The sequence below is a fragment of the Streptomyces sp. NPDC004111 genome (assembly GCF_042874215.1).
Classification (GTDB): domain Bacteria; phylum Actinomycetota; class Actinomycetes; order Streptomycetales; family Streptomycetaceae; genus Streptomyces.
In genome coordinates, this window is record NZ_JBIAMU010000007.1 from 41,865 (window position 1) to 67,320 (window position 25,456).

General features: G+C 72.1%; 19 protein-coding genes. 17 read left to right on the plus strand and 2 right to left on the minus strand.

Annotated features, from left to right (window positions below):
- The first annotated feature begins 53 nt into the window (after nucleotides 1–53).
- The 10 genes from gatC to ACFYVL_RS15770 all read left to right on the plus strand — a co-directional run bounded on the left by gatC (nucleotide 54) and on the right by ACFYVL_RS15770 (nucleotide 12,402).
- Nucleotides 54–350, plus strand: a complete 297-nt coding sequence (gatC, locus tag ACFYVL_RS15725) for an Asp-tRNA(Asn)/Glu-tRNA(Gln) amidotransferase subunit GatC (protein ID WP_389244906.1) — start codon at nucleotides 54–56, stop codon at nucleotides 348–350.
- A 6-nt stretch (nucleotides 351–356) separates the two neighbouring features.
- Nucleotides 357–1,853, plus strand: a complete 1,497-nt coding sequence (gatA, locus tag ACFYVL_RS15730; RefSeq protein ID WP_389244908.1) for an Asp-tRNA(Asn)/Glu-tRNA(Gln) amidotransferase subunit GatA — start codon at nucleotides 357–359, stop codon at nucleotides 1,851–1,853.
- Nucleotides 1,850–2,089, plus strand: coding sequence for a hypothetical protein (locus tag ACFYVL_RS15735; protein WP_389244910.1), 240 nt, complete (start codon nucleotides 1,850–1,852; stop codon nucleotides 2,087–2,089). Before gatA ends, ACFYVL_RS15735 begins: the two co-directional genes overlap by 4 nt.
- A 16-nt stretch (nucleotides 2,090–2,105) precedes the next feature.
- On the plus strand, nucleotides 2,106–3,617 hold the full coding sequence (gatB, locus tag ACFYVL_RS15740) for an Asp-tRNA(Asn)/Glu-tRNA(Gln) amidotransferase subunit GatB (protein WP_389244911.1): 1,512 nt from the start codon (nucleotides 2,106–2,108) through the stop codon (nucleotides 3,615–3,617).
- A 153-nt stretch (nucleotides 3,618–3,770) separates the two neighbouring features.
- A complete protein-coding gene (locus ACFYVL_RS15745; RefSeq protein WP_389244913.1) occupies nucleotides 3,771–4,889 on the plus strand; it encodes an endonuclease/exonuclease/phosphatase family protein in 1,119 nt (372 codons plus the stop codon).
- A 177-nt stretch (nucleotides 4,890–5,066) separates the two neighbouring features.
- Entirely contained in the window at nucleotides 5,067–7,181 is a 2,115-nt protein-coding gene (locus ACFYVL_RS15750) for a phosphocholine-specific phospholipase C (protein ID WP_389244915.1), read from the plus strand.
- Between the two features lie 78 nt (nucleotides 7,182–7,259).
- The gene (locus ACFYVL_RS15755; protein WP_389244917.1) at nucleotides 7,260–7,847 is read left to right on the plus strand and encodes a GNAT family N-acetyltransferase; all 588 of its coding nucleotides are present in this window, start codon (nucleotides 7,260–7,262) and stop codon (nucleotides 7,845–7,847) included.
- A gap of 225 nt (nucleotides 7,848–8,072) precedes the next feature.
- The gene (locus tag ACFYVL_RS15760) at nucleotides 8,073–8,714 is read left to right on the plus strand and encodes a hypothetical protein (protein WP_389244919.1); all 642 of its coding nucleotides are present in this window, start codon (nucleotides 8,073–8,075) and stop codon (nucleotides 8,712–8,714) included.
- A gap of 203 nt (nucleotides 8,715–8,917) precedes the next feature.
- Nucleotides 8,918–9,106, plus strand: a complete 189-nt coding sequence (locus ACFYVL_RS15765) for a hypothetical protein (protein ID WP_389244921.1) — start codon at nucleotides 8,918–8,920, stop codon at nucleotides 9,104–9,106.
- A 53-nt stretch (nucleotides 9,107–9,159) separates the two neighbouring features.
- Nucleotides 9,160–12,402, plus strand: a complete 3,243-nt coding sequence (locus ACFYVL_RS15770; protein ID WP_389244923.1) for an AAA family ATPase — start codon at nucleotides 9,160–9,162, stop codon at nucleotides 12,400–12,402.
- Between the two features lie 114 nt (nucleotides 12,403–12,516).
- On the opposite strand, the gene ACFYVL_RS15775 is transcribed toward ACFYVL_RS15770, so the two are convergent.
- Complete coding sequence (locus tag ACFYVL_RS15775; protein ID WP_389244925.1) at nucleotides 12,517–13,698, minus strand: PQQ-dependent sugar dehydrogenase; 1,182 nt, start codon at nucleotides 13,696–13,698, stop codon at nucleotides 12,517–12,519.
- Nucleotides 13,699–13,782: 84 nt separating this feature from the next.
- Entirely contained in the window at nucleotides 13,783–14,805 is a 1,023-nt protein-coding gene (locus tag ACFYVL_RS15780; protein ID WP_389244927.1) for an aldo/keto reductase, read from the minus strand.
- 92 nt (nucleotides 14,806–14,897) lie between these two features.
- Here ACFYVL_RS15780 and ACFYVL_RS15785 point away from each other — a divergent pair, with 92 nt between their 5' ends.
- From ACFYVL_RS15785 to ACFYVL_RS15815, 7 genes are all read left to right on the plus strand, one after another.
- The gene (locus ACFYVL_RS15785; RefSeq protein WP_389244929.1) at nucleotides 14,898–15,851 is read left to right on the plus strand and encodes a 2-hydroxyacid dehydrogenase; all 954 of its coding nucleotides are present in this window, start codon (nucleotides 14,898–14,900) and stop codon (nucleotides 15,849–15,851) included.
- Nucleotides 15,852–16,179: 328 nt separating this feature from the next.
- Nucleotides 16,180–19,125 (plus strand): putative bifunctional diguanylate cyclase/phosphodiesterase, encoded by a 2,946-nt coding sequence (locus tag ACFYVL_RS15790; RefSeq protein ID WP_389244931.1) that lies wholly within the window; start codon nucleotides 16,180–16,182, stop codon nucleotides 19,123–19,125.
- Between the two features lie 251 nt (nucleotides 19,126–19,376).
- On the plus strand, nucleotides 19,377–21,233 hold the full coding sequence (locus ACFYVL_RS15795) for an acetolactate synthase large subunit (protein WP_389244933.1): 1,857 nt from the start codon (nucleotides 19,377–19,379) through the stop codon (nucleotides 21,231–21,233).
- A 26-nt stretch (nucleotides 21,234–21,259) separates the two neighbouring features.
- On the plus strand, nucleotides 21,260–21,787 hold the full coding sequence (gene ilvN, locus ACFYVL_RS15800; RefSeq protein WP_185034274.1) for an acetolactate synthase small subunit: 528 nt from the start codon (nucleotides 21,260–21,262) through the stop codon (nucleotides 21,785–21,787).
- A gap of 96 nt (nucleotides 21,788–21,883) precedes the next feature.
- Nucleotides 21,884–22,885, plus strand: coding sequence for a ketol-acid reductoisomerase (ilvC, locus tag ACFYVL_RS15805; RefSeq protein ID WP_389244935.1), 1,002 nt, complete (start codon nucleotides 21,884–21,886; stop codon nucleotides 22,883–22,885).
- 273 nt (nucleotides 22,886–23,158) lie between these two features.
- Nucleotides 23,159–24,754, plus strand: coding sequence for a phosphoglycerate dehydrogenase (gene serA / locus ACFYVL_RS15810; protein WP_389244937.1), 1,596 nt, complete (start codon nucleotides 23,159–23,161; stop codon nucleotides 24,752–24,754).
- A 99-nt stretch (nucleotides 24,755–24,853) separates the two neighbouring features.
- Entirely contained in the window at nucleotides 24,854–25,444 is a 591-nt protein-coding gene (locus ACFYVL_RS15815; protein WP_389244939.1) for a TetR/AcrR family transcriptional regulator, read from the plus strand.
- Nucleotides 25,445–25,456 lie beyond the last annotated feature (12 nt).

Here is a 25,456-nt window from a genome sequence, read left to right on the forward strand (position 1 = left end):
CCATAGGATTGGGCCACAAACCACATCGCACACCAACCCCTGAGGATCGCTGCATGCCTGGCATCACGCGCGAGGAGGTCGCACACCTCGCTCGGCTGGCGCGTCTGGAGCTGAAGGCCGAAGAGCTGGAGCACTTCGCCGGTCAGCTCGACGACATCATCGGCGCGGTCGCCCGCGTCTCCGAGGTCGCCGACCAAGACGTTCCGCCGACCTCCCACCCGCTGCCGCTGACGAACGTCATGCGCAAGGACGAGGTACGCCCGTCGCTCACCCCCGAGCAGGCGCTCTCCGGCGCCCCGGCCCAGGAGCAGCAGCGTTTCAAGGTGCCGCAGATCCTGGGGGAGGACTAAAACAGCATGACGATCGAGATCATCAAGCTCACCGCGGCCGCGACCGCCGAGAAGATCGCCTCCGGCGAGCTCACGGCCGTCGAGGTCACCGAGGCCCACCTGGCCCGGATCGAAGCCGTGGACGAGAAGGTCCACGCCTTCCTGCACGTCGACCGCGAGGGCGCCCTCGCGCAGGCCCGCGCCGTCGACGCCAAGCGCGCGGCCGGCGAGAAGCTGGGCCCGCTGGCCGGCGTTCCGCTGGCGCTGAAGGACATCTTCACCACGGAGGGGATCCCCACCACCGTCGGTTCGAAGATCCTCGAAGGCTGGATCCCGCCGTACGACGCCACGCTCACCAAGCGCCTCAAGGCCGCCGACGTCGTCATCCTCGGCAAGACCAACATGGACGAGTTCGCCATGGGGTCCTCCACCGAGAACAGCGCGTACGGCCCGACCGGCAACCCCTGGGACCTCACCAAGATCCCCGGCGGCTCCGGCGGCGGCTCCTCCGCAGCCCTCGCCTCCTACGAGGCCCCCCTCGCCATCGGCACGGACACCGGCGGCTCCATCCGCCAGCCCGCCGCCGTCACCGGCACCGTCGGCGTCAAGCCCACCTACGGAGCGGTCTCCCGCTACGGCATGGTGGCCTTCTCCTCCTCCCTCGACCAGGGCGGCCCCTGTGCCCGTACGGTCCTGGACGCGGCACTGCTGCACGAGGTCATCGCCGGGCACGACCCGCTCGACTCGACCTCCATCGACGCCCCGGTCCCGCCGGTCGTCGAGGCGGCCCGCAACGGCTCCGTCGCCGGGATGCGCGTCGGCGTCGTCAAGCAGTTCCGCGGCGAGGGCTACCAGGCCGGTGTCCTCCAGCGCTTCGACGAGTCCGTCGAGCTGCTGACGAAGCTCGGTGCCGAGATCGTCGAGCTGGACTGCCCGTCCTTCGACCTGGCGCTCTCCGCGTACTACCTGATCGCCCCCTCGGAGTGCTCCTCCAACCTGGCCCGCTTCGACGCCATGCGCTACGGCCTGCGCGTCGGCGACGACGGCACGAGGTCCGCCGAGGACGTCACCGCCCTCACCCGCGAGGCCGGGTTCGGCGACGAGGTCAAGCGCCGCGTCATCCTCGGCACGTACGCGCTCAGCTCCGGCTACTACGACGCGTACTACGGCAGCGCCCAGAAGGTCCGCACCCTCATCACGCGGGACTTCGAGAAGGCCTTCGAGCAGGTCGACGTCATCGTCTCGCCGACCACGCCGACCACCGCCTTCCCGATCGGCGAGCGCGCCGACGACCCGATGGCGATGTACCTGGCCGACCTGTGCACCATCCCGACGAACATGGCGGGCAACGCCGCCATGTCGCTGCCCTGCGGCCTCGCGCCGGAGGACAACATGCCGGTCGGGCTCCAGATCATCGCACCCGCCCTGAAGGACGACCGCCTTTACAAGGTGGGCGCTGCCGTAGAGGCCGCCTTCGTGGAAAAGTGGGGGCACCACCTGCTTGAGGAGGCACCGTCGCTGTGAGCACACTCGCCAAGGCCAAGGGCTTCAAGAAGTCCCGCGCCGGTACGTACCTGTCCATCGGCACCACCGCGTTCGGCGCGCTGAGCGTGATCAAGCAGGCCCGCAAGGCCCGCACCGAGAACGACACGCTCCAGCTCATCGACGCCGTCGTCTCCGCCGCCGCCATCGCCACCGGCGTCGCCATCCTCCTGCGGGAGCTGAAGCGCCTGGGCGACGACGACGTCCTGCTGGGCTGAGAGGGAAAGTTTCACCGTGACTGTCACTACCGACCTGGTGTCGTACGAGGAAGCCCTCGCGACGTACGACCCCGTCATGGGTCTTGAGGTCCATGTCGAGCTCGGCACCAGGACCAAGATGTTCTGCGGCTGCTCCACCACGCTCGGCCAGGACGCGAACACCCAGACCTGCCCCACCTGTCTCGGACTGCCCGGCGCGCTGCCGGTCGTCAACGAGATCGGCGTGGAGTCGGCCATCAAGATCGGTCTCGCGCTGAACTGCGAGATCGCCGAGTGGTGCCGCTTCGCCCGGAAGAACTACTTCTATCCGGACATGCCGAAGAACTTCCAGACCTCCCAGTACGACGAGCCGATCGCCTTCAACGGCTACCTCGACGTGCAGCTGGAGGACGGCGAGATCTTCCGCGTGGAGATCGAGCGCGCCCACATGGAGGAGGACACCGGCAAGTCGACGCACGTCGGCGGTGCCACCGGCCGCATCCACGGCGCCTCGCACTCGCTCCTCGACTACAACCGCGCGGGCATCCCCCTCATCGAGATCGTCACCAAGCCGATCGAGGGCGCGGGCGAGCGGGCCCCCGAGGTCGCCAAGGCGTACGTCGCCGAGCTGCGCGAGGTCATCAAGGCGCTCGGCGTCTCCGAGGCCCGCATGGACAAGGGCCAGATGCGCTGCGACGTCAACCTGTCGCTGCGCCCCAACGGCACCGAGAAGTTCGGCACCCGCAGCGAGACGAAGAACGTCAACTCGCTGCGCTCCGTCGAGCGCGCCGCCCGCTTCGAGATCCAGCGGCACGCCGCGGTCCTGAACTCCGGCGGCACGATCGTCCAGGAGACCCGTCACTTCCACGAGGAGGACGGCTCGACGACGTCCGGCCGCATCAAGGACAACGCCGAGGACTACCGCTACTTCCCCGAGCCGGACCTGGTGCCGGTCGCTCCCGCCCGGGAGTGGGTCGAGGAACTGCGGGCCGGTCTCCCGGAGATGCCGCGCGTGCGGCGCAACCGGCTCCGCGAGGAGTGGGGCGTCTCCGAGCACGACATGCAGTCGATCCTCAACGCCGGCGCGGTCGACCCGATCGTCGCCACCATCGAGGCCGGTGCCGACTCGGCCGCCGCCCGCAAGTGGTGGATGGGCGAGCTGGCCCGCAACGCCAACGAGACCGGCCGCGCGCTTGACGAGCTGCCGATCACGCCCGACCAGGTGGCCCGCGTCGCCGCTCTCGTCGCCGCCGGCGACCTGAACGACAAGCTGGCCCGCCAGGTCATCGAGGGCGTCCTCGCGGGCGAGGGCACGCCGGACGAGGTCGTCGAGAAGCGCGGCCTGAAGGTCGTCTCCGACGACGGCGCGCTGGGTGCCGCGGTCGACGAGGCCATCGCGGCCAACGCGGCCATCGCGGACAAGATCCGCGGCGGCAAGGTCGCGGCGGCGGGCGCGCTCGTCGGCGCGGTCATGAAGACCACCCGGGGCCAGGCGGACGCGGCGCGCGTCCGTGAACTGATCCTGGAGAAGCTGGGCGTCGAGGGCTGACGTCCCGCCGGCGCGCAGGCGTCTGTACGTTCTGAGGGGCCCCGGTCGAGATTCCGCGACCGGGGCCCCTCGGCGTACGCCGGGTGGTGAACCATCGGATCCGCTCCCCGCGTCCTCACCGGGAGGGGTGCACGGAACTACGGGGGGAGCGCGGTGTCAGGGACGTACCAGCGGGACTTCGACCACAGGGGCCGGTACGACGACGAGGACGACGCGGACCTCCAAGACGAGCGGGACCAGTACCACCGGGACAACTGGGACGGACGCCGGGGCTCCGGCGGGGGCCGCCGCGGCAGGACCCGCACCTGGCCCGACGGCAGGCACTGGGGCGAGGACGGCCGGGGCCGCGGCTCCTGGCGCCGGGGCAGACTGATCGCCCTGTGCGCGGTGCCGCTGGGACTGCTGCCCGTACTGCACGCGCTCGTCCCCGACTTCCGGGGCGTCGGCAGCTTCGTGGAGACCTTCCTGCCCTGGCTGGGGCTGCTGGTGCTGCCGCTGCTGCTGGCCGCGTGGTGGCGGCGCTCCGCCCTCGCGCTGGTGGCGGTGCTGGTGCCGGCCGGGGCATGGGGCGGCCTGACCGCGGGAGCACTCGGCGCGTTCGGCAGCGATCCCGCGTACGACTTCAGCGTGGTGCAGCACAACATCGCCGACGACAACCCCGACCCGGCGGGCGCCGCGCGGGCGCTGGCGGGTGCCGGGCCCGCGATGATCGCGCTGGAGGAGGTCACCCCCTCGGTCGCGGCGAAGGTGTCCGGCGCGCTCGACGCTGCCTACCCGCACCACGCGGTGCGGGGGACCGTCGGGCTCTGGTCGAAGTTCCCGCTGAAGGACGTGCGCCCGGTGGACATCAAGCCGGACTCGGTCCCCGCACCCTGGCAGCGCGGGCTGCGGGCGACGGCGGTCACCTCGCAGGGGTACGTCGCGGTGTACGTCGCGCACCTGCCCTCGGTGCGGGCCGGCTGGCCGCAGGGGCTGCGGACCGGGCCGCGCGACGATGCCGCGCGGCGGCTGGGGGAGGTGCTGGCGGCGGAGACGATGGACCGGACGATCCTGCTGGGCGACCTGAACGGCACCACGGACGACCGCGGGCTCGGCCCGGTGGTCTCCCGGTTCGACGACTCGGGGCGCGGGTTCGCCTTCAGCTGGCCCAAGCGGTTCCCGGTGGCCCGGCTGGACCACGTGATGGTGCGCGGCGCCGAGATCGTCGACCTCCGCACCCTGGCGACCACGGACAGCGACCACGTCCCGGTGCAGGCGAAGCTGGACTTCTAGCGGATCTCCGGCGCCGGGCCCCTGACCTCCGCACCCGTGCCTTGGACTGCCGTCGCGGGCACTTGGACTCAGCGTCACGAACACATGGACGTTAACCGCCAGTCCTGCCGCAGTACTTCTCCATGCCACGCCGCCTCAGTAATTTCCCGACATCACCACTGACTCGGGAGGAACCCCTTGGCCACTGACCTCACCCGGCGACGGCTGTTCGCGATCGGCGGCGGGGCGCTCGGCGTCGCCGCGGCGGGATCACTGCTGCCGCCGTCGCTGCAGGCCGCCATCGCCGCACAGAAGCCGGCGTCCGGCGGACTGCGCGCGATCAAGCACGTCGTCGTACTGATGCAGGAGAACCGGTCCTTCGACCACTACTTCGGCACCCTGCGCGGCGTCCGCGGGTTCGGGGACCGCAACGCCATCGAACTGCCCGGCGGCAAGCCGGTGTTCGAGCAGCCGTCGGGGCCGCTGAAGACGGTGCTGCCCTTCCCGGTGCGGGACGCGGCCGACGCGCAGAAGAAGGACCTCCAGTACATCGGCGACCTCGACCACTCGTGGGACGGCGGCGCCAAGGCCTGGAACCAGGGCTGGATGAACGGCTGGGTGACCGCGAAGACCGGCGCCACCATGGCCTACTACGACCGCCGTGACCTGCCGCTGCACTACGAGCTGGCCGACACCTTCACCATCTGCGACGCCTACCACTCCTCCATCCACACCTCCACCAGCCCCAACCGCAACCACCTGTGGTCCGGCTGGACGGGTTACGAGGCCGACGGCAACCGCGCGGTGTCCAACGCGGCGTACGCCGAGGACACCCACCCCGGCTACCCCTGGCCGACGTACGCAGAGCGGCTGGAGAAGGCGGGCCGCAGCTGGCAGACGTACACCGAGTGGGAGAACTTCACCGACAACAACATCGAGTTCTTCACCAGCTTCAAGAAGATCGCCCGCAAGGCGCTCGCGAAGACCGGTGGCCACACCTTCATGGAGTCCTTCTACGCGAAGGTGCGCGACACCAAGGACGCCGCCGAGCGGACCAGGCTGCTGGGGCTCCTCGAAGAGGGCGTCGCGACCCTCGACAAGCACGAGCGCTCGCTCTTCGAGCGCGGACTGCGGCGCGTCGAGACCGGCGGCCTCGCCAAGAAGTTCCGCGCCGACGTGGCCGCGGGCAAGCTGCCCGAGGTCTCCTACCTGGTGCCCTCGGCCGTCGACTCCGAGCACCCCGGGTCCTCCTCGCCGGTCGCCAGCGCCTCCCTCGTCTACCAGATCCTCGACGCGCTCGCCTCGCACCCCGACGTCTGGCGGCACACCGCCGTCCTGATCAACTACGACGAGAACGACGGCTTCTTCGACCACGTGCCGCCGCCCGTCCCGCCGGAGAACAACACCGACGAGCGCTGGAAGGGCAGGCCGACCGGGCTCGGCATCCGGGTGCCGATGCTGGTCATCTCGCCGTGGACGGTCGGCGGCCACGTCTGCTCGGAGACCTTCGACCACACCTCGGTGATCCGCTTCCTGGAGCAGTGGACGGGGGTGCGCGAGCCCAACATCACCCCGTGGCGCAGGCAGGTCACCGGCGACCTCACCTCCGCGTTCGACTTCCACCGGTCCTACCGGCAGCCCGCCGTCGACCGGCCGGGCAGCATCCCGCCGTTCACCGGCCGCTGGCGTCCGGTGCCGCCGGCCGAGCAGCACATGCCGGCCCAGGAGCCGGGCCACCGCCGGGCGCGGGCCCTGCCCTACCAGCCGGACGCGCACGGCAAGGTGGCCAGGGACGGCGCCTCGCTGCGGCTGTCGGTCTCCAACTCCGGCCGGGCCAGTACGCACTTCGCGCTCTACCCGTACGCCGGTGAGTTCGCCGCACCCCAGCACCTGGACGTGAAGGCCCGCGGCGAGGCGTCCTGGACCGTGCCGCTGAACGGGGACGCGTACCGCTTCACCGTCACCGGCCCCAACGGCTTCCGCCGCGAGTTCGCCGGTACGAAGTCGGGGACGGCGGAGGTGTCCTCCCGTATCGAGGCCCGCGACCGGGACCTGCACCTGACCCTGACGAACCGGGGCCGCAAGGCCGTCGTGTTCACCGTGCAGCCGCTGGCCTACGCCGACGAGGACGACCTCGACGAGCGCCGCCCGCGCCGGATCAGCGTCCGCCCGGGGCGCAGCCGCAGCATCGTGCACTCCGCCGACGACGCGCACGGCTGGTACGACCTCGCGGTCACCGTCGAGGGCGAGCCGGGCTTCCGGCGCCGTCTGATGGGCCACATCGAGAACGGACGGCCCAGCATCTCGGGCTGACGCCCGCGCCCGCCGGGCCCCGGGCCGGACGTGCGAGGATCCCCGCAGCGATGTGACCGACGGGAGCGGGGAGAGGGCATGTTCGGCTTGGAGCTGGGGGACGCGGGCGAAGGCGGCGGCGCGGTGCTGCGGCCGTTGGAACCGTGGCGGGCCGAGGAGTTCCTGGCGCACGTGGACCGGGGCCGGGAGTACATCGGCAGGTTCGTCGGCATGCCGGACGTGAACAAGGACCTGGAGTCCGCGCGCGGCTTCCTCCAGCGGTACGCGGACAAGGCCGCCGCCGACGCGGGCCGGCTCTACGGGATCTGGCTGGACGGCACGCTCGTCGGCGGCGTCATGTTCCGGCTGTTCGACGCGGCGGCGGGGACCTGCGAGCTGGGCTGCTGGCTGGAGCCGTCGGCCGCCGGGCGGGGGCTGGTCACCAGGGCGTGCCGGGCGCTGATCGACTGGGCGGTGTTCGAGCGCGGCATCCACCGGGTCGCGTGGGTGGTCAGCCCGGAGAACACCGCCAGCATCAACGTGGCCAGACGGCTGGGCATGCGCAGGGACGGCGTCCTGCGCGAGGCGTACCACTACCGGGGGGAGTGGCACGACGACGAGGTCTGGTCACTGCTGGACCGGGAATGGCGCGCGGCACGCACGGCGGATGCCGCGGACGCGCGGTGACGCGCGGGTCCGGGACCGGGGAGGGAGCGGACGCGCGGTGACGTGCGGCCCTCCGCGGAGGGCGCGGCCCTGCGGTGGCGCGCGGGTCCGGGACCGCGGGGGCGCGCGTCCTGGACCGGGGCGGCGCGTCGGTCCGGGCCTGCGAGGTGCGCGGGTCCGGGACCCGGCGAGGTGCGCGGCGGCGCGTTAAGGGGACTCTCAGATACGGGACCTAGCGTGCGGCGCATGAACGCCAAGACCCGTACCGAGACCGACAAGAAGACCGAGGCCGAGGGCACCCCCGCGGCCGACGACGGCATACGCGACGCCGCCGAGAAGGACGCCCCCGCCACCGGCGCGACCCCTCCCGCCGCCGGGTCCGAGGGCGAGCTCACCGCGGAGGAGACGGCCGCGCTGGAGGCCGAACTGGACGCCGAGGAGGCGCGCGAGGCCGCGGCCTCCGCCGGGGTCGGCTCCGGGGCCGGCGCGATCGTCTCGGCCGGGCTGGGCCTGGTCGCCCTCACCGGCGGCTGGACCGGCCGGGTCCTCGCCGAACGCGAGACCCTGGTCGGCCAGCTGACCCTGTCGAAGTCGAGCGACCCCGCCGCGCAGATCGACGGCCTGTACGGCAACGCCTGGCACACCACGGCACTGGTCAACGGCGGTTTCGCGCTCCTGGCACTGCTGGTGGGAGCGGGCGTGCTGCTCGCGCTCCGCTCGGGCGCGCGGCCGGCCCCGGCCACCGGCCCCGCCGCCGCGGCGGCGAGGCCCGTGTGGATCAGGGCGGTGGCCTGGGGCGGTGTGATCCTCGGCATCATCGGCCTGCTGATCTCCGCGGGAATGTACTTCGACCTGTTCGCGGCGATGCCCACCCCGCCGTCCGCCTAGGACACCGGCGGGGTGCTTAGGGGTCCGTACTCCCGCACCACCCCCTGCCTAAGGCGGCCCGGGACCGTCTAAGGCCCCCTGGGGTCCCGCCCCCGCCCCGGATATGCGGCAGTCTCCCGATGTGCCGGCACCCCCTGGGAAGCGAAGGTTGAGGCATCGCGAAGCCCGCGATACCGAGGTCACTCACCCAGGGGGAACCCCAGATGTTCGAGTACGAGATCCACCAGAACCGCCACGCCGCCCTCGTCGAGGAGGCCAACCACGCCCGTCTCGCCCGTGAGGCGTACCGGGCCGGGCGCGCCGCCGAGCGGGCCGCCCGCAAGGCGGGGAAGTCGAAGGGGCCGTCGGGCCCGGTGAGTTCGCTCCGTTCGCACTTCACCCGCGCCGCCTGACCGGGCCGCCCGCTATGCGGACAGTGGGTGCCGACTCCTCGAAGCTCTGTGCGATGCTCAGCGACGTGGAGACCAGGTCAGTCAGTCCCGTGTTCGTCGGCCGTACCGACGAACTCACCATCCTCGACCATGCGCTCGCCCGCGCCGACGCGGGCGAGCCGCAGGCGTTGCTGCTCTCCGGCGAGGCCGGGGTCGGCAAGACCCGGCTCGTCGAGGAGTTCCTGGAGCGGATCGCCGCGAGCGAGCCCCCCGCCACGGCCCGCCCCGCCGTCGGCACCCCGCACGGCGGACCCTCCGCGTCCGCCGCACCCCCGGTCGTGGCCGTCGGCGGCTGTGTCGAGATCGGCGCGGACGGACTGCCGTTCGCCCCCTTCTCCGCAGCCCTGCGCACCCTTAACCGCCTCCTCCCCGAGGAACTGGCCCTCGCCGCCGCCGGCCAGGAGGACGAACTCGCCCGCCTGCTGCCCGAACTGCACGACACCCCCGCCGGTGCCGGCCACGCCCCGTACGCCGAGCAGTTCGCCCACCCCGGCTCCCGCACCCCCGCCGAGGAAGCCCCCGCCCGCCTCTTCGAGCTGGCCGCCCGGCTGCTGGAGCGGGTCGCGGAGGCGCGCACGGTGGTGCTCGTGCTGGAAGACCTGCACTGGGCCGACGCCTCCACCCGCAACCTCCTCGCCTACCTCTTCCGCACCCTGCGCACCGGCCGCCTCGTGGTCGTCGCCACCTACCGCGCCGACGACATCCACCGGCGCCACCCGCTGCGCCCGCTGCTCGCCGAACTGGACCGGCTGCGCACCGTCCAGCGCATCGACCTGCCGCGCTTCACCCGCGACGAGGTGGACCGGCAGCTGGCCGGCATCCTCGCCGACGCGCCCCGGCCCGACCTCGTGGACGAGGTGTTCGGACGCTCCGACGGCAACGCCTTCTTCGTCGAGGAACTGGCCGTCTCCATGGGCAGCGGCTGCCGCAGGGGCCTGACCGACTCGCTCCGCGACCTCCTGCTGGTCCGCGTGGAGGCGCTGCCCGAGGACGCCCAGCGGATCGTCCGGGTGGTCGCCGAGGGCGGGTCCACCGTCGAGTACCGGCTGCTGCTCGCCGTCGCGGGGCTCGCCGAGGACGACCTGATCGAAGCGCTGCGCGCCGCCGTCGGCGCGAACCTCCTCCAGGCCGCGCCCTCCGGCGACGGCTACCGCTTCCGGCACTCCCTCGTCCGCGAGGCCGTCAGCGACGACCTGCTGCCGGGCGAGCGGTCCCGGCTGAACCGGCGGTACGCGACCGCCCTGGAGGCCGACCCCTCGGTCGTCCGCAGCGGGGAGCGCCCCACCCGCCTCGCCAGCTACTGGTACGCCGCCCACGACGCGGCCAAGGCGCTGCCCGCGGTCCTCGGCGCCGCCGTCCAGGCCCGCAAGCGGCACGCCCGCGCCGAACAGCTCCGGCTGCTGGAGCGTGCGCTGGAGCTGTGGGAGGACGCGCCCCGGGAGGTGCGCGCCGTCCTGCGGCCGATCGACTTCGCCGAGGTCTACCCGCCCTGCGGCTGCGACCCGGCCGCCACCCCGCTGCGCTACCTGGACCTGATGGCCGAGGCCACCGTCGCCGCCCGCCTCGCCGGCGAACGCGAACGCGCCCTGAAACTCGCCAAGCGCGCCCTGCGGCTCCTCGACGAGGACGCCGGAACCGGCCCCGACGGCACCCCCCGGTACGACGAGTCGGACGCGCTGCGCGCCGCCTGGTTCTGGCTCCAGCGCTCCAAGGCGATGTCCTCCCTGGCCAGCGGCGACAGCCGCGCCGAACTGACCACCGCCCAGGAACTGGTGCGCGGCCTGCCCCCGTCGGAGGTGCACGCCGACATCCTGTCCTACGCCGCGGCCTGGGCCATGCTCCACGAGCCGGGCCCGGAGGCCATCGCCACCGCCGAGCGCGCCGTCGAGTACTCCCGGATGGTGGGCGCCGAGGAGACCGAGCTGAACGCCCGCCTCACCCTCGGCGGCCTGATGGTCGACTCCGGCGACGTCGAGCGGGGCCTCGCCGAGATGCGGGACGTCCAGGAGCGGGCCTTCGCCCGCAAGCTGGTCTCCGTCGCCAACCGCTGCCGCTCCAACATCCCCTCCCACCTGGAGGCCGTCGGCCGCTCCCGCGAAGCCGTCGAGATCGGCGAGGAGGGCGTCGCGTACGCCCGCGCGCACGGTCTCGTCGACAGCGAGCACTGGGTGCTGGGCAACCAGTCCGAGTCCCTGTTCTCGCTCGGGCGCTGGGACGAGGTGGAGGCCAACTGCCTGCTCACCGAACGGGTCGCCCCCAGCGCGAGGCCGAGCGGCAGCGCGGCGCTCCGGGGCGCCGAACTGGCCCTCGCCCGCGGCGAGACCGCCGTGGCCGCGGACCGGCTGACCGCCGCCACCAACCACTTCGGGCGGCACGAGCGGATGCCCCAGTACGTGCTGCCGCTGCACCGGATCGGTGTCGCCGTCGCCGCCCGCGAGGGCCGCGTCGCGGACGCCCGCGCCGAGCTGGCCCGCGCCGCCGAGGGCGGGTTCCGGCTCGGCACCCACCGCTTCGTGTGGCCGCTGCTGCTGGACGCCGCCGTCATGGAGGCCGACTCCCGCACCCTGGCCGCCGCCGGAGCGGGCCGCGCCGAGGCCGTGGAGCTGATCCGCGGCCACGCCCGCTCGCTGGCCACCGGGGTGCCGCTGTGGAACGCCTACAGCGGCTGGGTGCGGGCCGAACTACGCCGCGCGGAGGGCCGGGACACCCCCGAGGACTGGGCCGCCACCCTCTCCGCCTTCGAGGAGCTGGACCGCCCCTACGACCTGGCCCGGGTCCGGTTCCGCCTGGCGCACGCCCTGCTCGACGCGGGGCGGGGGTCCGGCGACCGGGAGCGGGGGGCCGCGCGGGACGGGGCCGCCGTCCGCGAGCGGGCCGCCGAACTGCTCCGGCTGGCCGGGGCCACCGCGGGGGACCTCGGCGCCCGGCCGCTCGCCGAACAGGTCGCCGACCTCGCCCGGCGCACCCGGCTGGCCCCGGTGGCCGGACCGTCCGCCACCGCCGCGCAGGCCGGAGCCCCCGTCTTCCACCTCACCCCGCGCGAGCGGGACGTGCTGCGGCTGGTCGCGGTGGGCCGCAGCAACCGGCAGATAGCCGAGGAGCTCTACATCTCGCCCAAGACCGCCAGCGTGCACGTCTCGAACATCCTGGCCAAGCTGGAGGTCACCGGCCGGGGCGAGGCCGCGGCCGTGGCCCACCGCCTCGACCTGTTCGGCACCGACGAGCTGCCGGGGCCCGCGGCGGCGGTGGGGCAGTAGCCGGACCGAGGGCCCGCCGCCCCTGCCCGAGGAGGCGCGGCGGGCCCTTCGGCAGCCACGGACCGGCGGCACCGCCCGGCTGCTTCACCGTCACCGGCTGCTTCACGGCACCGGCTACTTCACCGTCACCTTCAGGATCCGGTCGTCGCCCGCCTGCGGGGATCCCCGGGAGTCCGTCTCGTTGGTGACCAGCAGCAGCTGGTCGCCGCCGACCGCCAGCACCGTCCGCAGCCGCCCGTACTTCCCCGTGAGGAACGCCTGCGGCTCCGCCACCGGCTTCGCCCCGGCCAGCGGCACCCGCCACAGCCGCTCGCCCTTCAGCCCGGCCACCCACACCGAGCCCGCGGCGACGGCGATGCCGCTGGGCGAGGCGTCGTCGGTCCTCCACTGCGCGACGGGGTCGACGAAGCCGGCCCGGCCCGCCCGGCCCTCCACGGTGGGCCAGCCGTAGTTCCTGCCCGGCTCGATCAGGTTCAGCTCGTCCCAGGTGTCCTGGCCGAACTCCGCCGCCCACAGCCGCCGGTCCTCGTCCCAGGCCAGGCCCTGCACGTTGCGGTGGCCGAGCGAGTACACCACCGAGTCGGCCGACGGGTTGCCGTGCACCGGCTCGCCGTCCGGCGTCATCCGCAGGATCTTCCCGCCGAGCGACTTCGGGTCCTGCGCGAGACCCCGGTCGCCCGTCTCCCCGGTCCCCGCGTACAGCATCTTGTCCGGGCCGAACGCGATCCGCCCGCCGTTGTGCACGGTCCCCTTCGGGATGCCCTTGAACACCGTGTCGGGCGCGCCCAGCTGCTGGCCTGCCGGGCGCTTCTCGTCGTAGATCATGCGGGCGATGCGGTTGTCGGACTCGGTCGTGAAGTACGCGTACACCTGGTGGTCGGTGGCGTACGTGGGGGACAGGGCGAGCCCCATCAGGCCGCCCTCGCCCGCGGGCGCGACACCCACCACCCTGCCGACGGCGGTGAGCTTCCCGGTCTTTGCGTCGACCCGGGTGAGGGACCCCTCGTCGCGGGAGGAGACCAGCAGGTCGCCGTCCGGCAGCGCGACCAGCCCCCAGGGGGACTTGAGGTCCTTCGCTACGGTGCCGGTCACCGCGGCGGAGCCCTTCGCGGGCGCACCGGTGGGGCTCGGGGTGGCCGACGGGACCGCGCTGCCGGTCGGCTCGGCCCTGCCGGGCGCCGAAGTCCCGCCCTTGTCGGGTGGGTTGGGGCCACCGCCCGGACCGCCGGAGGAGCACCCCGCCGTGAGCAGGAGCGCCGCGGCGGCCAGTACGGCTGTCACAGCAGGACGTCGCACGATGTGATCCCTTCGATCGCGAAAGCTCACCCCCGTTCATACACCGGCGGCCACCGCACGGCGGCCGGTTCGGCGCGCCGCGCCTCAGTCCCAGGAGCCCTGTGCCGGGGGCAGCTGCGCGATCTCCGCCAAGTCCCTGTCGGTGAGAGCGAGTTCGGCCGCCGCCGCGTTCTCCGTCACCCACCGCTCGTGCTTCGCGCCGGGCACCGGGATCACGTGCCGGCCCCGCGTCAGCACCCAGGCCAGCGCCACCTGCGCCGGAGTGACCCCGGGCCCGTGCCGCTCGGCGATCCGCCGCAGGCCCACCACCAGGGGCTGGTTGGCCGCCATCATCTCCGCCGTGAACCGCGGGTGCCTGGCCCGTACGTCGTCCGGCTCGAAGCCCTGACCCGGCGTCAGGGTGCCGCTGAGGAAACCGTTCCCCAGCGGCATCGCCGCCACCAGGCCGATCCCGCGCGCCTCGCACCACGGCAGCAGCCCCGTCAGCGCCTCCGGCGACCACACGGACAGCTCGGCCTGCACGGCGGCCACCGGGAACACCTGCTGCACGCGCTCCAGTTGGCGGATCGTGCCGTCGTGCAGCCCGCCGGTCACCGGCCGCCCGATGCCGGTGCCCGCCCGGCGCGAGGCCCGCGCCCCGACCGCGCACAGCCCCAGCGCCCTGACCTTCCCGGCCCGCACCAGCTCGGCCATCGCCCCCCAGGTCTCCTCGACGGGTATCTCCGGGTCGGCGCGGTGCAGTTGGTAGAGGTCGATGACGTCGGTCTGCAGGCGGCGCAGCGAGGCGTCGCAGGCCCGCCGGATGTACCCGGGGCGCCCGTTGGCGACGATGTGCTGGTCGCCGACGAGCAGCCCCGCCTTGGTCGACACGAAGGCGTCCGCGCGGCGCTCCCGCAGCACCCGCCCGATCAGCAGCTCATTGGTGAACGGCCCGTACATGTCGGCCGTGTCGAGCAGGTTCGCCCCCTGGTCGAGCGCCGAGTGCAGGGCCCGCACCGACTCGTCACCGCGCTGCCGGGAACCGGTGTACGCCCAGCTCATCGGCATGCACCCGAGCCCGATCGCGCCCACTTCGAGCGCTGTCGCCCCGATTGTCCTGCGCTCCACCTTTGCCGTACCCCTCCGTATGACGCACCCCCCGACGCACCCCCACCAAACTAACCGCTGCTGGTCAGGGCAGTTCGCATAGCCTCCGGAGCATGACTGCTGACGTATGGCTGCCCATGGACCCCGCCGAGATCGACGGCCTGCCCGACGCCTCGGCCGCCGGATTCGCCTACCGCCGCTGGGACGGCCGGGGCGACTACCCCGCCGACCCCGCCGACTGCGCCCTCTACGTGGTCCCGTACATGCTGGATCCCGCGGTGGCCAAGCGCCCGCTGGCGCGGATGACCTCGCTGCACGCCGTCCAGACCCTCACCGCGGGGGTCGACAGCATCCAGGACGGGCTGCGGCCGGGACCGCACACCGGCGTGCTGCTGTGCAACGCCCGCGGCGTCCACGAGGCCAGCACCGCCGAACTCGCCCTCGCCCTGACCCTCGCCCAGCTGCGCGGCATCCCCCGCTTCGTCGAGGGGCAGCGGAACGAGGAGTGGCACTCCGGCTTCTACCCCGCGCTCGCCGACAGGTCCGTCCTGATCGTCGGGTACGGGGCGATCGGCGCCGCCATCGAGGACCGGCTCACTCCGTTCGAGTGTGCGCGGGTGGCGCGCGTCGCGCGCCACCCGCGCACCACGGAGCGCGGCGCCGTGCACGCGTTCACCGATCTGCCCGCGCTGCTGCCCGGGGCGGACGTGGTGATCCTCTCGGTCCCGCTCACCGAGGACACCCGCTCCCTGGCCGACGCCGGCTTCCTCGGCCGGATGAAGGACGGCGCCCTCCTGGTGAACGTCTCGCGCGGCCCCGTCGTCGACACCAAGGCCCTCCTCGCCGAGACCGGGCAGGGCCGGCTGCGGGCCGCGCTCGACGTCACGGACCCGGAACCACTGCCCGCGGGCCACCCGCTGTGGCACTCCCCGGGCGTGCTGATCAGTCCGCACGTGGGCGGCAGCACCTCCGCCTTCCTGCCGCGCGCCAAGCGTCTGCTGGCCGCCCAGCTGACCCGGTACGCGGCCGGTGAACCCCTCGGCAACGTGGTGCGGACCGTGGCCTGAGGTACCGGCCTGACGGCTGCGCCGTACGCCCGGAAAGTCCGCCGCCGGACACTCTCCGGAGCCGGTCGTACGCGCCCAGTTCCCGCAATCCCGCTGCTAGTTACGGAGAGTAGAGGAACTATGTCCCTGAGTGACGAGTCTGGTGTATCGTCCCGACCTAGGGGCTGCGCCGTGCACCACATCCACGGCGCCGGGGAGCACGAAGAACACGGCAAGGGGGGCGACGGGCGATGCACGGCCAATGGAGAGACGATCCGACGCGGCTCGGACACCGTCCCGGCCACCGGTGGCCGGGACGCCGCCCCAAACCCCCGTCCAGGGAGACCCGGTGAGTGCCCCGGGGGCCTTGCTGGCCCACCATCCGGCCACCGAGGAGAGCGGCGGCGGGTCGAGCCTGCGGACCCAGCTCCTCCTCGCGCTGATCTGCGGAGGATACGCCGCGGGCTCGGCCCTCGGCTGGGGTTCGCCCCAACTCGCCCTGATCATGGGCGACTTCGGCCTCGCCGCCGCGGCCCTCGTCGCAGCCGTCTCCTGTTTTCTCTACGCCCGTTCCAGGGAGAGCCGCTTCAAGCCCGCCTGGCTGCTGTTCTCGGCCTCCTCGCTCATGGCGGCCGGCGGGAACGCGGTCTGGGGCTGGTACGAAGTGGTGCTGGAGCGCCCCGTACCGGCCCCTTCGTTCGCCGACTTCTTCTTCCTCTGCTTCGGACCGCCCGCCATCGTGGGCCTCCTGGTCCTCGCCAAGCGCCCCGTCACCCGGGCCGGCTGGGTCTGCCTGGCCCTCGACTCCTGGCTGATCGCGGGCTCCCTGCTCACCCTCTCCTGGAGCCTGGCCCTCGCACACTCCACGGCCTTCCAGGGCGCCAGCGTGGCGCACGCCGCCCTCTCGCTGGCCTACCCGCTGCTCGACATCGCCCTGGTCAGCATGGTGCTGGCGCTGCACTTCCGGCGCTCGTCGGCCAACCGGGCCGCGATCAACACCGCGATCGCGGCCCTCGCCATGACCGTGCTGTGCGACGCCCTGTTCACCTCGCCGCTGCTGCGCGAGAGCTACCACTCCGGGCAGATCCTGGACGCCGGCTGGTTCGCCGGATCGCTGCTGCTCGCGTACGCCCCGTGGGGGGTGCGCCGGGTCGCCCAGCCGTGGACCTGCGCCCCCGGGGGACACGGCCCGCAGGCCCGCCCCGCGCCCCGCCCGCCGCACGGCGCGAGCGCCCGCACCGCGCAGGGCCGGGCGATCGGCCGCCACCCCAGCCGCCCCATCGCCGGTTCGCTCGCGGCGCTCACCCCGTACCTGGCCGCCGCGGTCTGCGTACTCGGGATCCTCTACAACGTCATGGACGGCCACAAGCTCGACCGGGTGGTGCTCTTCACCGGCTGCACCGTCGTCCTGGCGCTCGTCGTCCGCCAGGGCATCATGCTCGTCGACAACATCTCCCTCACCCAGGAACTGGCCCAGAAGGAGAACCACTTCCGCTCCCTGGTGCAGGGCTCCAGCGACGTCATCATGATCGCCGCCCCCACCGGCATACTGCGCTACGTCAGCCCGGCCGCCTCCGGTGTCTACGGGCGCGAGGCGGAGGAACTGGTCGGCTCGGAACTGGCCTCGATCATCCACCCCGCCGACCTCGGCTCCGTCGTCCACGAGGTCCGCCGCTTCCTCGCCGCCTCCCCCCAGGAGGAGCCCACCACCCGCATCGAGTGCCGCTTCAAGTCCGGCACCGGCGACTGGCTCAACGTCGAGTCCACCGTCAACCGCCACCAGGGCGGCCTGATCTTCAACAGCCGCGACGTCACCGAACGGGTCCGCCTCCAGGCCCAGTTGCAGCACAACGCGGAGCACGACCCGCTCACCGACCTGCCCAACCGGGCCCTGTTCACCAAGCGGGTCCGCCAGGCGCTGGCCGGCCGCCGCGCCACCGACCTCGGCACCGCCGTCCTGTTCATCGACCTGGACGGCTTCAAGGCGGTGAACGACCGGCTGGGACATCAGGCGGGCGACGAGCTGCTCATCCAGGCCGCCCGCCGCCTCCAGGACTCGGTCCGTGTCGGTGACACCGCGGCCCGCCTCGGCGGCGACGAGTTCGCCGCCCTGATCCTGGGCGACGGCACCCGCGACCAGGCCGCCCGCGAGTACCAGGTGCACGAGATCGCCGACCGGCTGCGGCTTACCCTCTCCCAGCCGTACCAGGTGGACGGCAACGATGTCCGGGTCGCCGCCTCCATCGGCGTCGCCTTCGCGGAACCCGGCATCAGCCCCACCGACCTCATGCGCAACGCGGACCTCGCGATGTACCGCGCCAAGGCCGCCGGCAAGGACCGGGTCGAGCTCTACGCCCCCCAGATGCAGGCCGAGGTGGTCCGCCGCACCGAACTCGCGGCCCGCCTCAGGTCCGCCCTGCACGACGGCGAGTTCGCCCTGCTGCACCAGCCGGTGGTCAGCCTCGCCACCGGCCGGGTCGCCGCCGTCGCGGCCCAGGCCCGCTGGCGCTCCGCCCAGGGCATCCTCTTCACCCCCGCCGAGTTCCTGCGGGTCGCCGACGACAGCGACCGCACCGCGGAGCTCGGCCGCTGGCTCCTGGAGGAGGCCGTCGAACAGGCCGCGGAGCGCAACCGCGCGGGCCACCCCGTCCCGGTCACCGTCCGGATGACCGCCCGCCGGCTGCTCGACCGCTCCCTGCCGCTCGGCTCGGTGGAGGCCCTCCTCACCCGGCACGGGCTGCCGTCGGGGGCCCTGGTCATAGAGATCTCCGACAGCGACCCCCGGGTCTCCTTCGACGACCTCGAACAGCGCCTGGCCGCGCTGCGCAGGCTCGGCGTCCGCATCGCCCTGGACGGCTTCGGCAGCGGCTACGCCGCCATCAACGCACTGCGGCGCCTGCCCATCGACGTACTGAAACTGGACCGCGGTCTGGTCGAGGGCGTCGTGGAGTCCGCCCGGCTCTACAAGATCACCAGCGGGCTGCTGCGGATCGCCACCGACCTCGGCATGCAGTCCGTCGCCGACGGCGTCGACCTCCCCGAACAGGTGCTCGCGCTGCGCGCCATGGGCTGTACGCACGGCCAGGGCGCGGCCTTCTCCGGACCCCTCGACGAGTACCGGCTGCGCAGGGCCCTGGCCCGCGGGGACTTTCCCGTGCCCGGCGGCGCGGGCGGTGCGCTCCCCGTCCTGACCGGCGGAGCGCTGCCCGTACGGCACACCGGAGCACCCGGGATCGACTCGTTCACGCATCCGCCATTGCGCTCAAATACTGAGACGTCCGTCCCACCCACTTGACACATCCAGTGCGCCGGAGGGAGGGTCATTGCCATGCGCACCCGAATTCTCGTACTTGGAAAGCGCGTCGGCTGAAGCAGGGTTCACCACTGAACCCGCTTGTCCCGCTCCGACGCGCTCCCCTCGCTTGCCTCACGGCACGGGGGGTTTTTTGTTGCACCAGCACCGCCCAAACCCTTGCAAAACACCGCTCACGACGCCGCAAGACCCCGCTTCACTCAGCAGCTCCCACCCTCAGCTTCGAGAAGAGAATGCCGATGACCGAGCAGGCCACCGGGGCCCACCATCCGCAGCCCCGGCCCCGAAACACCGGACCCCAGAGCAGCCCGATCGAGCACGTGACGGGTGCCAAGTCGCTCATCCGGGCGCTCGAAGAGGTCGGGGCCGACACGGTATTCGGCATTCCGGGCGGGGCGATCCTGCCGGCGTACGACCCGATGATGGACTCCACCCGGGTCCGCCACGTCCTGGTCCGCCACGAGCAGGGCGCGGGCCACGCGGCCACCGGCTACGCCCAGGCCACCGGCAAGGTCGGCGTCTGCATGGCGACCTCGGGCCCCGGCGCCACCAACCTGGTCACCCCCATCGCCGACGCCCACATGGACTCGGTGCCGATGGTGGCGATCACCGGTCAGGTCGCCTCCAAGGCGATCGGCACCGACGCCTTCCAGGAGGCGGACATCTGCGGCATCACGATGCCGATCACCAAGCACAACTTCCTGGTCACCGACCCGGCCGACATCCCGCGCACCATCGCCGAGGCCTTCCACATCGCCTCCACCGGCCGCCCGGGTCCCGTCCTCGTCGACATCGCCAAGGACGCCCTCCAGGCACAGACCACCTTCTCCTGGCCGCCCACCAACGACCTGCCCGGCTACCGGCCCGTCACCAAGCCGCACGCCAAGCAGATCCGCGAGGCCGCCAAGCTGATCACCGCCGCCAAACGGCCCGTGCTGTACGTCGGCGGCGGCGTCCTCAAGGCCCGCGCCACCGCGGAACTGAAGGTCCTCGCAGAGCTCACCGGAGCGCCCGTCACCACCACACTGATGGCGCTCGGCGCATTCCCCGACAGCCACCCGCTGCACGTCGGAATGCCGGGCATGCACGGTGCGGTCACCGCCGTCACCGCGCTCCAGAAGGCCGACCTGATCGTCGCCCTCGGCGCCCGCTTCGACGACCGCGTCACCGGCAAGCTGGACAGCTTCGCCCCGTTCGCGAAGATCGTCCACGCCGACATCGACCCGGCCGAGATCGGCAAGAACCGCGCAGCCGACGTCCCGATCGTGGGCGACGCCCGCGAGGTCATCGCCGACCTGGTGCAGGCCGTCCAGGCCGAGTACACCGAGGGCAACACCTCGGACTACAGCGCCTGGTGGAAGGACCTCAGCCGCTGGCGCGAGACCTACCCGCTCGGCTACGACCTGCCCGACAACGGCCAGCTCTCCCCGCAGCAGGTCATCCAGCGGATCGGTGAACTCGCCCCCGAGGGCACCATCTACGCCGCGGGCGTCGGCCAGCACCAGATGTGGGCCTCGCACTTCATCCAGTACGAGCAGCCCGCGACCTGGCTCAACTCCGGCGGCGCCGGAACCATGGGCTACGCGGTCCCGGCCGCCATGGGCGCCAAGGCGGGGCAGCCCGAGCGCACCGTCTGGGCGATCGACGGCGACGGCTGCTTCCAGATGACCAACCAGGAACTCACCACCTGCGCCCTGAACAACATCCCGATCAAGGTCGCCATCATCAACAACGGCGCCCTCGGCATGGTCCGCCAGTGGCAGACGCTCTTCTACAACCAGCGCTACTCCAACACCGTGCTGCACAGCGGTCAGGACTGCGAGGGCAACGAGGCCAAGGGCACCCGGGTCCCGGACTTCGTCAAGCTGTCCGAGGCGATGGGCTGCCACGCGATCCGCTGCGAGCGTCCCGAGGACCTCGACAAGTGCATCGAAGAGGCCAACTCCATCAACGACCGCCCGGTCGTCGTCGACTTCATCGTCCACGAGGACGCCATGGTGTGGCCGATGGTCGCCGCCGGCACCTCCAACGACGAGGTCATGGCCGCCCGGGGCGTCCGCCCCGACTTCGGCGACAACGAAGACGACTAGAGCCAGAGAAGAGCAGAGAGAGAATCATGTCCAAGCACACGCTCTCCGTCCTGGTGGAGAACAAGCCGGGCGTCCTCGCCCGCATCACCGCACTCTTCTCCCGCCGCGGCTTCAACATCGACTCGCTCGCGGTCGGGACCACCGAACACCCCGAGATCTCGCGCATCACCATCGTGGTCAACGTGATCGAGGCCCTGCCGCTGGAGCAGGTGACGAAGCAGCTCAACAAGCTCGTCAACGTCCTGAAGATCGTCGAACTGGAGCCCGCCGCTGCGATCCAGCGCGAGCTCGTCCTGGTGAAGGTCCGCGCCGACAACGAGACCCGCTCCCAGGTCACCGAGATCGTCCAGCTGTTCCGCGCCAAGACCGTGGACGTGTCGCCCGACGCCGTGACCATCGAGGCCACCGGCGGCGCCGACAAGCTCGAAGCGATGCTCAAGATGCTGGAGCAGTACGGCATCAAGGAGCTCGTGCAGTCCGGCACGATCGCCATAGGGCGCGGCGCCCGGTCCATCACGGACCGCTCGCTGCGGGCGCTGGACCGCAGCGCGTAACCCCACCCCGGGCTCTCGGATACCGAGACCCGAAGACTTCCCTCCCCCCGCCCGCCGTACGGTGGGTCGCAACACCGCACACATAGGAGAAACCCAGTGGCCGAGCTGTTCTACGACGCCGACGCAGACCTTTCCGTCATCCAGGGCCGCAAGGTCGCGGTTCTCGGTTACGGCAGCCAGGGCCACGCCCACGCGCTGTCGCTCCGCGACTCGGGCGTCGACGTGCGCGTCGGTCTGCACGAGGGCTCCAAGTCCAAGGCGAAGGCCGAGGAGCAGGGCCTGCGCGTCGTCTCCCCGGCGGAGGCCGCTGCCGAGGCCGACGTCATCATGATCCTGGTCCCGGACCCGATCCAGGCGCAGGTCTACGAGGAGTCCGTCAAGGACAACCTCAAGGACGGCGACGCCCTCTTCTTCGGCCACGGCCTGAACATCCGCTTCGGCTTCATCAAGCCGCCGGCCGGTGTCGACGTCGCCATGGTCGCCCCGAAGGGCCCCGGTCACCTGGTCCGCCGCCAGTACGAGGAGGGCCGCGGCGTTCCGTGCATCGCGGCCGTCGAGCAGGACGCCACGGGCAAGGGCTTCGAGCTGGCCCTCTCGTACGCGAAGGCCATCGGCGGCACCCGGGCCGGTGTCATCAAGACGACCTTCACCGAGGAGACCGAGACCGACCTGTTCGGTGAGCAGGCCGTTCTCTGCGGTGGCACCGCCGCCCTGGTCAAGGCCGGTTTCGAGACCCTGACCGAGGCCGGCTACCAGCCGGAGATCGCCTACTTCGAGTGCCTCCACGAGCTGAAGCTCATCGTCGACCTGATGTACGAGGGCGGCCTGGAGAAGATGCGCTGGTCGGTCTCCGAGACCGCCGAGTGGGGCGACTACATCACCGGCCCGCGCATCATCACCGACGCCACCAAGGCCGAGATGAAGAAGGTCCTGGCCGAGATCCAGGACGGCACCTTCGCCCAGCAGTGGATGGACGAGTACCACGGCGGCCTGAAGAAGTACGCCGAGTACAAGAAGGCCGACCAGGACCACCTCCTGGAGACCACCGGCAAGGAGCTGCGCAAGCTCATGAGCTGGGTGAACGACGAGGAGGCCTAGGCCTCACAAGGGGAGGGGCCGCCCGCGTTCGACGCGGCGGCCCCTTTCCCCACCCCCGGCGCACCCCGCCCCGCCCGTTTCGTACTGGACAGAACGTCGATCCACGAACGAGTGATCCTACGAAGCGGCGGACACGAGGTCCGTCGACGGCACTACACTTCTCAACCAATACACGCGTCAGGCCCACAGCGTCGTGCGTCTTCCACGCGACTAGCCCCTCCACCGCCTGCGGCCGTCGGGACGGCCGTCCGCAAAGGACCAGTGAGGACTCACGTGAGCACTGCCAAGCCTGTCGTACTCATCGCTGAAGAGCTGTCGCCCGCGACCGTCGACGCCCTGGGGCCGGACTTCGAGATCCGGCACTGCAACGGAGCCGACCGCGCGGAACTCCTGCCCGCCATCGCCGACGTGGACGCGATCCTCGTCCGCTCCGCGACCAAGGTCGACGCGGAGGCCATCGGCGCCGCGAAGAAACTGCGGGTCGTCGCCCGCGCCGGTGTCGGCCTCGACAACGTCGACGTCTCCGCCGCCACCAAGTCCGGCGTGATGGTCGTCAACGCGCCGACCTCCAACATCGTCACCGCCGCCGAGCTGGCCTGCGGTCTGATCCTGGCCACCGCGCGCAACATCCCGCAGGCCAACTCCGCCCTGAAGAACGGCGAGTGGAAGCGCTCGAAGTACAGCGGCGTCGAGCTGGCCGAGAAGACCCTCGGCGTCGTCGGCCTCGGCCGGATCGGCGCCCTGGTCGCCCAGCGGATGTCCGCCTTCGGCATGAAGGTCGTCGCCTACGACCCGTACGTCCAGCCGGCCCGCGCCGCGCAGATGGGCGTCAAGGTCCTCACGCTGGACGAGCTGCTCGAAGTCTCCGACTTCATCACCGTCCACCTGCCCAAGACCCCCGAGACGCTGGGTCTGATCGGCGACGAGGCCCTGCACAAGGTCAAGCCGGCGGTACGGATCGTGAACGCGGCCCGCGGCGGCATCGTCGACGAGGCCGCGCTGTACTCCGCCCTCAAGGAGGGCCGCGTCGCGGGCGCCGGCCTCGACGTGTACGCCAAGGAGCCCTGCACGGACTCCCCGCTCTTCGAGCTCGACCAGGTCGTCTGCACCCCGCACCTGGGCGCCTCGACCGACGAGGCCCAGGAGAAGGCGGGCATCGCGGTCGCCAGGTCGGTGCGCCTCGCCCTCGCCGGTGAGCTGGTGCCCGACGCGGTCAACGTCCAGGGCGGCGTCATCGCCGAGGACGTACGACCGGGCCTCCCGCTCGCCGAGAAGCTCGGCCGGATCTTCACCGCGCTCGCGGGCGAGGTCGCGGCCCGGCTCGACGTCGAGGTGTACGGCGAGATCACCCAGCACGACGTGAAGGTGCTCGAACTCTCCGCGCTCAAGGGCGTGTTCGAGGACGTCGTCGACGAGACCGTCTCGTACGTGAACGCCCCGCTGTTCGCGCAGGAGCGCGGCGTCGAGGTGCGGCTGACCACCTCCTCGGAGTCCACCGAGCACCGCAACGTGGTCACCGTGCGCGGCACCCTCACCGGCGGCGAGGAGATCTCGGTCTCCGGCACGCTGGCGGGCCCCAAGAACATCAAGAAGATCGTCGCGATCGGCGACTACGACGTGGACCTGGCGCTCGCCGACCACATGGTCGTGCTCCGCTACCAGGACCGTCCCGGTGTCGTCGGCACCGTCGGCCGGGTGCTGGGCGAGGTCGGCCTGAACATCGCGGGCATGCAGGTCGCCCGCGCCGACGCGGGCGGCGAGGCGCTCGCCGTGCTGACCGTCGACGACACGGTTCCGCAGACGGTCCTGACCGAGCTGGCCGAGGAGATCGGCGCGGCTTCGGCCCGCTCGGTGAACCTGGCCGACTAGGACCCGGAGCGTTCGGCCTCCGAACCTCCCGCACCTTCCGTACCCCCTTTCTATACGCTCGTATTACACGGGCGTATAGGGAGGGGGTACGCTGCGTTCATGGGACATCGTGAGGATCTGCTCGAAGGCGCCAAGCAGTGCCTGCTGGACAAGGGGTACGCCCGGACGACCGCCCGCGACATCGTCGCCGCGTCCGGCACGAACCTCGCCTCCATCGGCTACCACTACGGCTCCAAGGAGGCCCTGCTCAACCAGGCGTTCCTGGCCCTGACGGAGGAGTGGGGCAACGCGGTGGGCCCGGCGCTGCAGGAGGACGCGGAGCCGCTGCCGGCCGACCCGTACGCCCGCTTCGAAGCCGTCTGGGGCAAGGTCATCGACTCCTTCGAGGTCAGCCGCAAGGTCTGGAAGCTCCAACTGGAGGTCGTCACCCGGCTGGAGACCGACGAGGCACTCCGCGAAGTGATCAAGGGCCCGCAGGAGGAGGGGCGTTCGGGGCTGGCCGAGGCCTTCCTCGGAATGGACGCGACGGCAGATCCGGAGAAGGCGCGGGTGGCCGGAATGCTGACGCAGGCGCTGATGGCGGGCGTGATGATCCAGCAGATGACCGACCCGGAGACGGCGCCGACCGCGAAGGACCTGACGGACGGTCTGCGGGTGTTCATGGAACGGGGGCCGGAGGAGGGGGCGTAGCGGGAGTCGGGG